Annotated in this window: 6 protein-coding genes; 3 read left to right on the top strand and 3 right to left on the bottom strand. The window is 37.1% G+C overall.

Going from position 1 to position 6,332, the window contains the following annotated elements:
* The first annotated feature begins 64 nt into the window (after nt 1-64).
* From AC3E9F_RS08055 to AC3E9F_RS08065, 3 genes are all read left to right on the top strand, one after another.
* The gene (locus AC3E9F_RS08055; protein ID WP_303407029.1) at nt 65-610 is read left to right on the top strand and encodes a DUF6609 family protein; all 546 of its coding nucleotides are present in this window, start codon (nt 65-67) and stop codon (nt 608-610) included.
* A gap of 348 nt (nt 611-958) precedes the next feature.
* Nucleotides 959-1,183 carry a hypothetical protein gene (locus AC3E9F_RS08060; RefSeq protein WP_461684966.1) on the top strand — a complete coding sequence of 75 codons (225 nt, stop codon included), beginning with the start codon at nt 959-961 and terminating at the stop codon, nt 1,181-1,183.
* 158 nt (nt 1,184-1,341) lie between these two features.
* Nucleotides 1,342-1,536: a hypothetical protein gene (locus AC3E9F_RS08065; protein ID WP_303407027.1), complete on the top strand. Its 195-nt coding sequence runs from the start codon at nt 1,342-1,344 to the stop codon at nt 1,534-1,536.
* 289 nt (nt 1,537-1,825) lie between these two features.
* On the opposite strand, the gene AC3E9F_RS08070 is transcribed toward AC3E9F_RS08065, so the two are convergent.
* The 3 genes from AC3E9F_RS08070 to AC3E9F_RS08080 form a co-directional block, all read right to left on the bottom strand.
* The gene (locus AC3E9F_RS08070) at nt 1,826-2,875 is read right to left on the bottom strand and encodes a DUF389 domain-containing protein (RefSeq protein WP_490672988.1); all 1,050 of its coding nucleotides are present in this window, start codon (nt 2,873-2,875) and stop codon (nt 1,826-1,828) included.
* A gap of 418 nt (nt 2,876-3,293) precedes the next feature.
* A complete protein-coding gene (locus tag AC3E9F_RS08075) occupies nt 3,294-5,285 on the bottom strand; it encodes an ABC transporter permease (protein WP_263393345.1) in 1,992 nt (663 codons plus the stop codon).
* A gap of 1 nt (nt 5,286) precedes the next feature.
* On the bottom strand, nt 5,287-6,045 hold the full coding sequence (locus AC3E9F_RS08080) for an ABC transporter ATP-binding protein (protein WP_263393344.1): 759 nt from the start codon (nt 6,043-6,045) through the stop codon (nt 5,287-5,289).
* Between the last annotated feature and the right edge of the window lie 287 nt (nt 6,046-6,332).

Here is a 6,332-nt window from a genome sequence, read left to right on the forward strand (position 1 = left end):
GCTTTTTACAGGAGTAAAATAGAGGATGTCGTTAAAAGTTTCAAAGTTAACTGGAGGAATACGTATGTCATTTTTAGGTTATAACAAAGGAGAAACATTAGAATTTAACTACAAAAAGGCGTGTGGCTTATGGCTCATCGCAGTCGCATTCGTAATTGCACTTGCGACAGTTGTAGGTGGCGAACAAATCATTAATATGCAGGTTTTCAGTATCGGGTATATGGTGAGCTTCTTTTCCATTAATCTGAATAAAAAAGTCCTTCATAAGTTTTCAGAAGGCCCTTCAACGCCTTTCCAACGAAAAGTGTCGTTATACTCGGTGATTCTCTTATTTATTTTGCTAGTACTTTTAGGAGGTCCGTTTTTTGAATCAGAGAACTGGAGACTTATCTGGCTAGGCGCACTCCTTGCGACAGGAATTCATTTCTTCCCGTACTACTTCGTTCATGGGAAATCAATGATCTTCCTAGGGTTGGCATGTGTGATTAACGCAGCATTCGGATACCTTTCTCCGCAAACATCCCTCGTGACCATCGCTTATATTGATGCCTTTATTAAATTAGCCTTTGGAGTTTACTTATTCTTCTTATCTAAACCATCCAAAGCATAAATTCATTGCCATTTACAAACAGCAAATCAATTTGGTTTGCTGTTTTTTTGATAAGGTTGATTTCGAAGGAACTTTGCGGATTTCTACATAATAGCTGTAACGTTGCACCGGTGCAAGCCTTCGTCTTGCACCTTTAAAGCTTCAAAGTAGGAGTACACCCGAAAGCGGGCTACTCCTACTAATTCACATTTAATGCGTAACACGTTACTGCTATTATAGAATCCGCAGTCCCTTCGAAATCAACCAAGCCATGACTTTAGTAATCCAAATCAATGACCAAAGTGCCTATTGCACGACTCCTTAAAGTGGTTTAATAAAGACAAGGAATACAGTTAAGGAGCGATTCACATGAAAATCAACATCAAAAAACAAGACACAAACCAACTTACAAAAGACCTAATGATTGTAGCGCTCGTCGTCAATGCATTAGCCCTTGTCATGCACCTGGTTTTAAACTTTTTTACAGGCCAAGCATTAATCCCTGTACTCACAAGCCAATTTATCTTTATCCTTCTCCCGATCATGTACCTAGTAGAGGATGCTAAGAAAAATAAAGAATCGGACAAGCGGTAAATTGCTAAGAAGGACTATTCACAGATGATTTCTAGGAGTATAATTGGTGTATAGATAAATAATAAATGATGAGATTTTACCACGTTAGCAAGTTGATGAAGCAATTACGTCGTAAGTAGTGTAGGTTTTGTAGCGTTGTTTAAGAGGTGGAATAGGATATGTCAAAATTAACTTATGGGATTTTCTTAGGTTCAATTTTAGGTTTATTTTTGTCAATTGTTGTTTATTTCTTTGCACCTGATTTATATCCGGTTTATCCGAATGTACTGTCGGTATTCTTTTTTGTAGCTGTGGCTTCAGCTATCTTGATAGTTATTTTTAGAAAATTAAAATACAAAAACCACTCTGAATAGAGTGGTCAGAACGTAGACAAACGTCATTTTTGGCGTTTGTCTTTTTGTTGTATTTTCGAAATGATTTGCTTTATCATCTGTTATTCCATCCAAAAATCGGATTTAGAACAAGATAAAAAAGGATATTTGCTATCCATTTCACCAATTTTTTGATATTTCAACATGCTATCGTAATTGGTCAACCTACCACAAATAGTATCCTCATCAACAATTCTTTCTATCCATTAACTTTTGGATATAGGATAGCCTCCCAAGATTTGCTTCCATGAGTTAGATAAGATGACTATCCTCAGTCCTTGTCTGCTTCATTTTCTTTTGCGAGGTCATCTTGTGAATCTTTTTTAGATAGTTTTTGATCAATATACTTGTCAATGGTTTCATAAAATTCCTTGGTCATCTCACTATCTAATTTTGTCGAATTATTGACTTGATTGACTTTCAATTGAACAGATTGAATACCGTAAGAGGCTTGTTTTTGGCGAATGGTTTCTAATTCTTCTTCTGAAATCGGATCTCCAACAACCGTCAAGACCAATTCATTTTTCTTTGACTTGTAAACTTGATTAATGACCGTATAATTGGCGAACTCTTTTCCTACGAACTGTTTGATCTCTTCTTTTCGTTTTTCATTCATCGTCAGAGTGACTGCTGAATAGCTGGCTGGAAGAACCAATAATACAATCAAGGATATCAAGCCAATTTTCATTTTAATGTTTAGCTCTTTAAATGAACTTAAGGCAGATTTTTTCATCATAATTCTTGTTCCAACAATGTTGGTTAGCATGATAAAGACACAGTTGATCGAAAAAAGATAAAGAGCCCCAAATAAAAATCGTACATTTCCAATAGCTAAGCCATAACCCGCAGTACAGATAGGTGGCATCAGAGCTGTTGCAATGGCTACTCCTGGCACGATATTGTTTGCTTCTTTTTTCCTTGAACCAATGACACCTGCTATTCCACCCGCAATAGCAATGAGAACATCCCAAATGGTTGGAGAGGTTCGTGCAATCAACTGGCTACTTGCATAAGATAAGGGAGAAATCCAGAAATACAGAGTCGATACAAGCAAACTGACCAATACATGAATAAATAAAACCTTTAGAGATTGCTTGATTAAACGCATATCAAAAATAGCTAAACCAAACCCCAGTCCAACAATCGGTGTCATAAGAGGGGATATCAGCATGGATCCAATAACGACAGCTGTTGAATTCATATTTAGACCTATAGAGGCAATAAAAATCGAACACATCAAAATCAGTGTATCTCTTAATCGAACATGAAGGTCATCATATAGTTTCTCACGGAATTCCCGTGTTGAATAGTTTCCAGTCATTGGTTACTCCTTTTATTTCATATAATCTTGTTTCTGCATGGATGATGGTAGAGAGACTTCTGTCCAATCTTACATATGTTTAATTCTCATCTGTAATTCTTTTGAAAATGATCTTTTAAATATCCATCAGTCCATCCTACATATTATATCAAAAATTTTACAGTCTTTCTCTGAAGAAATCAATTCATTTAAAAGATAGAGAAAGGAAGAAATTTTTGTATCCTTATCCGAAGAAGAAAAACGATATCTCCTCTGAAAGGAGATACCGTTTTAATGTTTAATGTGTTTGTAGCAGCAATCCTTACTGATATCGCCAACAAATCTCGTGCTGAGAAATAAGAGATAAAACCTAGGACAAAATCCCACTAGATAAAAAACAACAACTGTTTCAGTTGTTGCTTTTTTGATGCATTTGTCTCTAGATTTGAACAATTCTACGATAGCTTCTTGAAGTAATCATAAAGATAAGTACGTAGATGAGGGCAAAGATGCCACAAATAGAAAGTGTTACACTTAACATCATAGCTGTATCTACTACCCCAATGACCTTAAGAATCAAACTTAACATATGATAGGCAAAGGCTAGATGGAGAAAGGCGAAGATTACAGGGAGGAAGAAAACGGTCAAGACTTGCTTATTAATAGTTTGCTTGATTTGTTTTTGATCCAAGCCCACCTTTTGCAGAATCACAAAGCGTTCACGGTCTTCATAACCTTCTGAGATTTGTTTATAGTAGATAACAAGAACTGTACCTACCATAAAGATGATAGAGAGGAAAATACCGATAAAGAGAATTCCACCAAAGAGAGCGTTCATTTCAGCAATTGCATCACCTCTAGTAGTTCCATTATAAACCATAGCATCTTCACTCTTGAGATTATGACTAAAATTGTTCACATACGCATCAAAATCATCAGTTAGCTTTAACTGTTCCTCTTGACTAGCAGTTACATCCATACCACCGTAGAACTGAGTGTAGACAGCGGAATCTTGGTACTGTTCCAAAAAGTTTTGAAGATTTGGTACAACTAGATAGTTATAATCCGATACCAAGAGAACATATTGATTTGAAACATGATTGATGACAAAATCTTGCTGGATTTCTTGCTTGATCGTATAGTTCTGATTGTTCAGACTAAATGCTTTCTGACCTTTAAGTTGATCATTTCGAGCCCAAAGTCCTACTTCATTACCAGTAAGGTTTAGCTTTTGTCCAGTCATTTTTTCATAATCTTTTTGATCAAAAACTAAGAAGACCGTCTTGGGCATAACACTATTCTGCCCTTTTTCAAAGGTGGTTAACTTGGTCCCATCTTGACTAGAAAGACCGAAACTGGCATAACCGAGGACGTCCTTATTGCTGATGGTTAGGTTCTTTTCACTGGCATATTGCGTCAAAAGCTTGTCTAAATCTTCAACTTCTACATTTTGTCCCTTAACATCAAAATCGTGAGGATACATAAGTTTTTTCATATTCTCAGATCCGTTGTAGATACTAGTAGCTGCAGACATAGTAACCAAAACCATGGTTGAAAGGATGGCAATGGTTGCTAAACCGACAGCATTTTTCTTCATACGGAAGATAAGGTTAGAAACAGAGATGAGGTTATTTGGTTGGTAGTAATATCTCTTGTTTCTCTTGAGCAACTGCAAGAAAACTGTAATACCTGCATTGAATAGGAGGTAGGTTGCAAAAATGACCAACATAACTGCTATGAAGAAAGTTAAGACCGCTGAAACTGGATCTTTTACGCTTTGTGCTAGGTAGTAGCCACCACCTAGAGTAATTAGCCCTACAAGTGTCTGAAGAACTAGGAAACGCCCCTTCTTCTCACCCTTCGCTTTTTCTCTAGAAAGCTGGAGAGCATCCATACGAATAATGCGTACAGCGTTCAGGAAAACGATGACTAAAAAGATAAAACCGAATACCAGAAGTATTGAAAGCACTACGGACCATTGGAAAGTTGCAACTAACTCTACCTTCATCTTTGCAAGTTTGAGCAATAAAGCAAAGATGAGATTGTCAAAGAGGGCACCAATTCCAATCCCGGCAGTGACTGTTACTAGCCCAAATATCAAGAGTTCCTTAAAGGTCATACCAATTAAATGGCGCTTTTCTAGTCCCAACATACCATAGACACCCAGTTCTTTGGAACGGTTTTTCATGACAAAGCTGTTGGCATAAAGAACGATAATGGCAGATGCAAGTGTCACAACAACAAGCCCTAGTTGTAGGGTAAATTGTATAGCAGATGCACCACGTAAATCCACAATTTTAGGATTAAAGGCTAGAGAGTAAAAGAGATAGCTAATAGTGACTGCCAAAATGACAGACAAAGCAAACGGATAATAGAGTTTGCGGTTTTTGATTAAGTTGGATATGGCCAACTTATTGGTTAATCGAAACATACTAGTTCACCTCACTTGCCATAACAGTCAAGGTGTCAGAGATTTCTTGGAACATCTGACGATCCGTCTTTTCACCACGGTAGATTTGATTATAGAGAATGCCATCCTTGATGAAAAGGACACGTTTAGCACGGCTGGCCGCAGCTGTTGAGTGGGTTACCATGAGAATGGTCTGCCCTTGTTCATTGATCTGATCAAAGATATCAAGGAGGGCTGCAGATGATTTAGAGTCTAGGGCACCTGTTGGCTCGTCAGCAAGGAGAATTTCTGGTTCTGTGATGATGGCGCGTGCAACTGCTACACGTTGTTTTTGTCCACCAGAAATTTCATAAGGGTACTTCTCCTGCAATTGATTGATGCCAAGATTTTCAGCCGTTACCACCAGTTTTTTCATCATTTCTGTAATAGGCTTTCTAGACAATACCAAAGGGAGTAAGATATTGTCTTTAACAGAAAGCGTATCTAACAAATTGAAGTCTTGGAAGACAAAACCTAACTTCTCACGACGGAAGCTTGAGGCTTCAGAATTTTTAATGGTCGCTGTGTCAGTTCCATTTAGAAAGACTTGACCACGAGTTGGTTTGTCAAGCATAGCAAGAATATTGAGTAGCGTTGACTTCCCAGAACCAGATTCACCCATGATGGCAACGTAGTCGCCTTTTTCTATGGTAAAGTGAATATCCTTGAGGGCTTCTACTTGGTTGCCTTGAAAACGTGTTTTATAAATTTTTTGTACGTGTTTTACATCTAATAGTGTCATGATAATCTCCTTTTTAATATCCCATTAATTGAAACTGAGCTTGCATCATTTCGATGCCGATTTGAACTCGCTCGATTTCTTTCTGACTTGGTTTTTTTGAAAATTTTTCTTGAAATAATTTTTTCATGTTCTTACTCCTTTTTCTTTATGAGTCTAGTTTACCTCAAAGAAAACTTGCTTGCCATAACATAACCTTACAAAAGAGGCTTTTTATCTTACATTATTGTAAGATTACATTTTTTATCTAATTGAAGCCTTTTTCTCACTATATAAAGGTCTAAAGAAGG

The organism is Streptococcus sp. SCPM-O-B-15277 (M60), assembly GCF_058200335.1.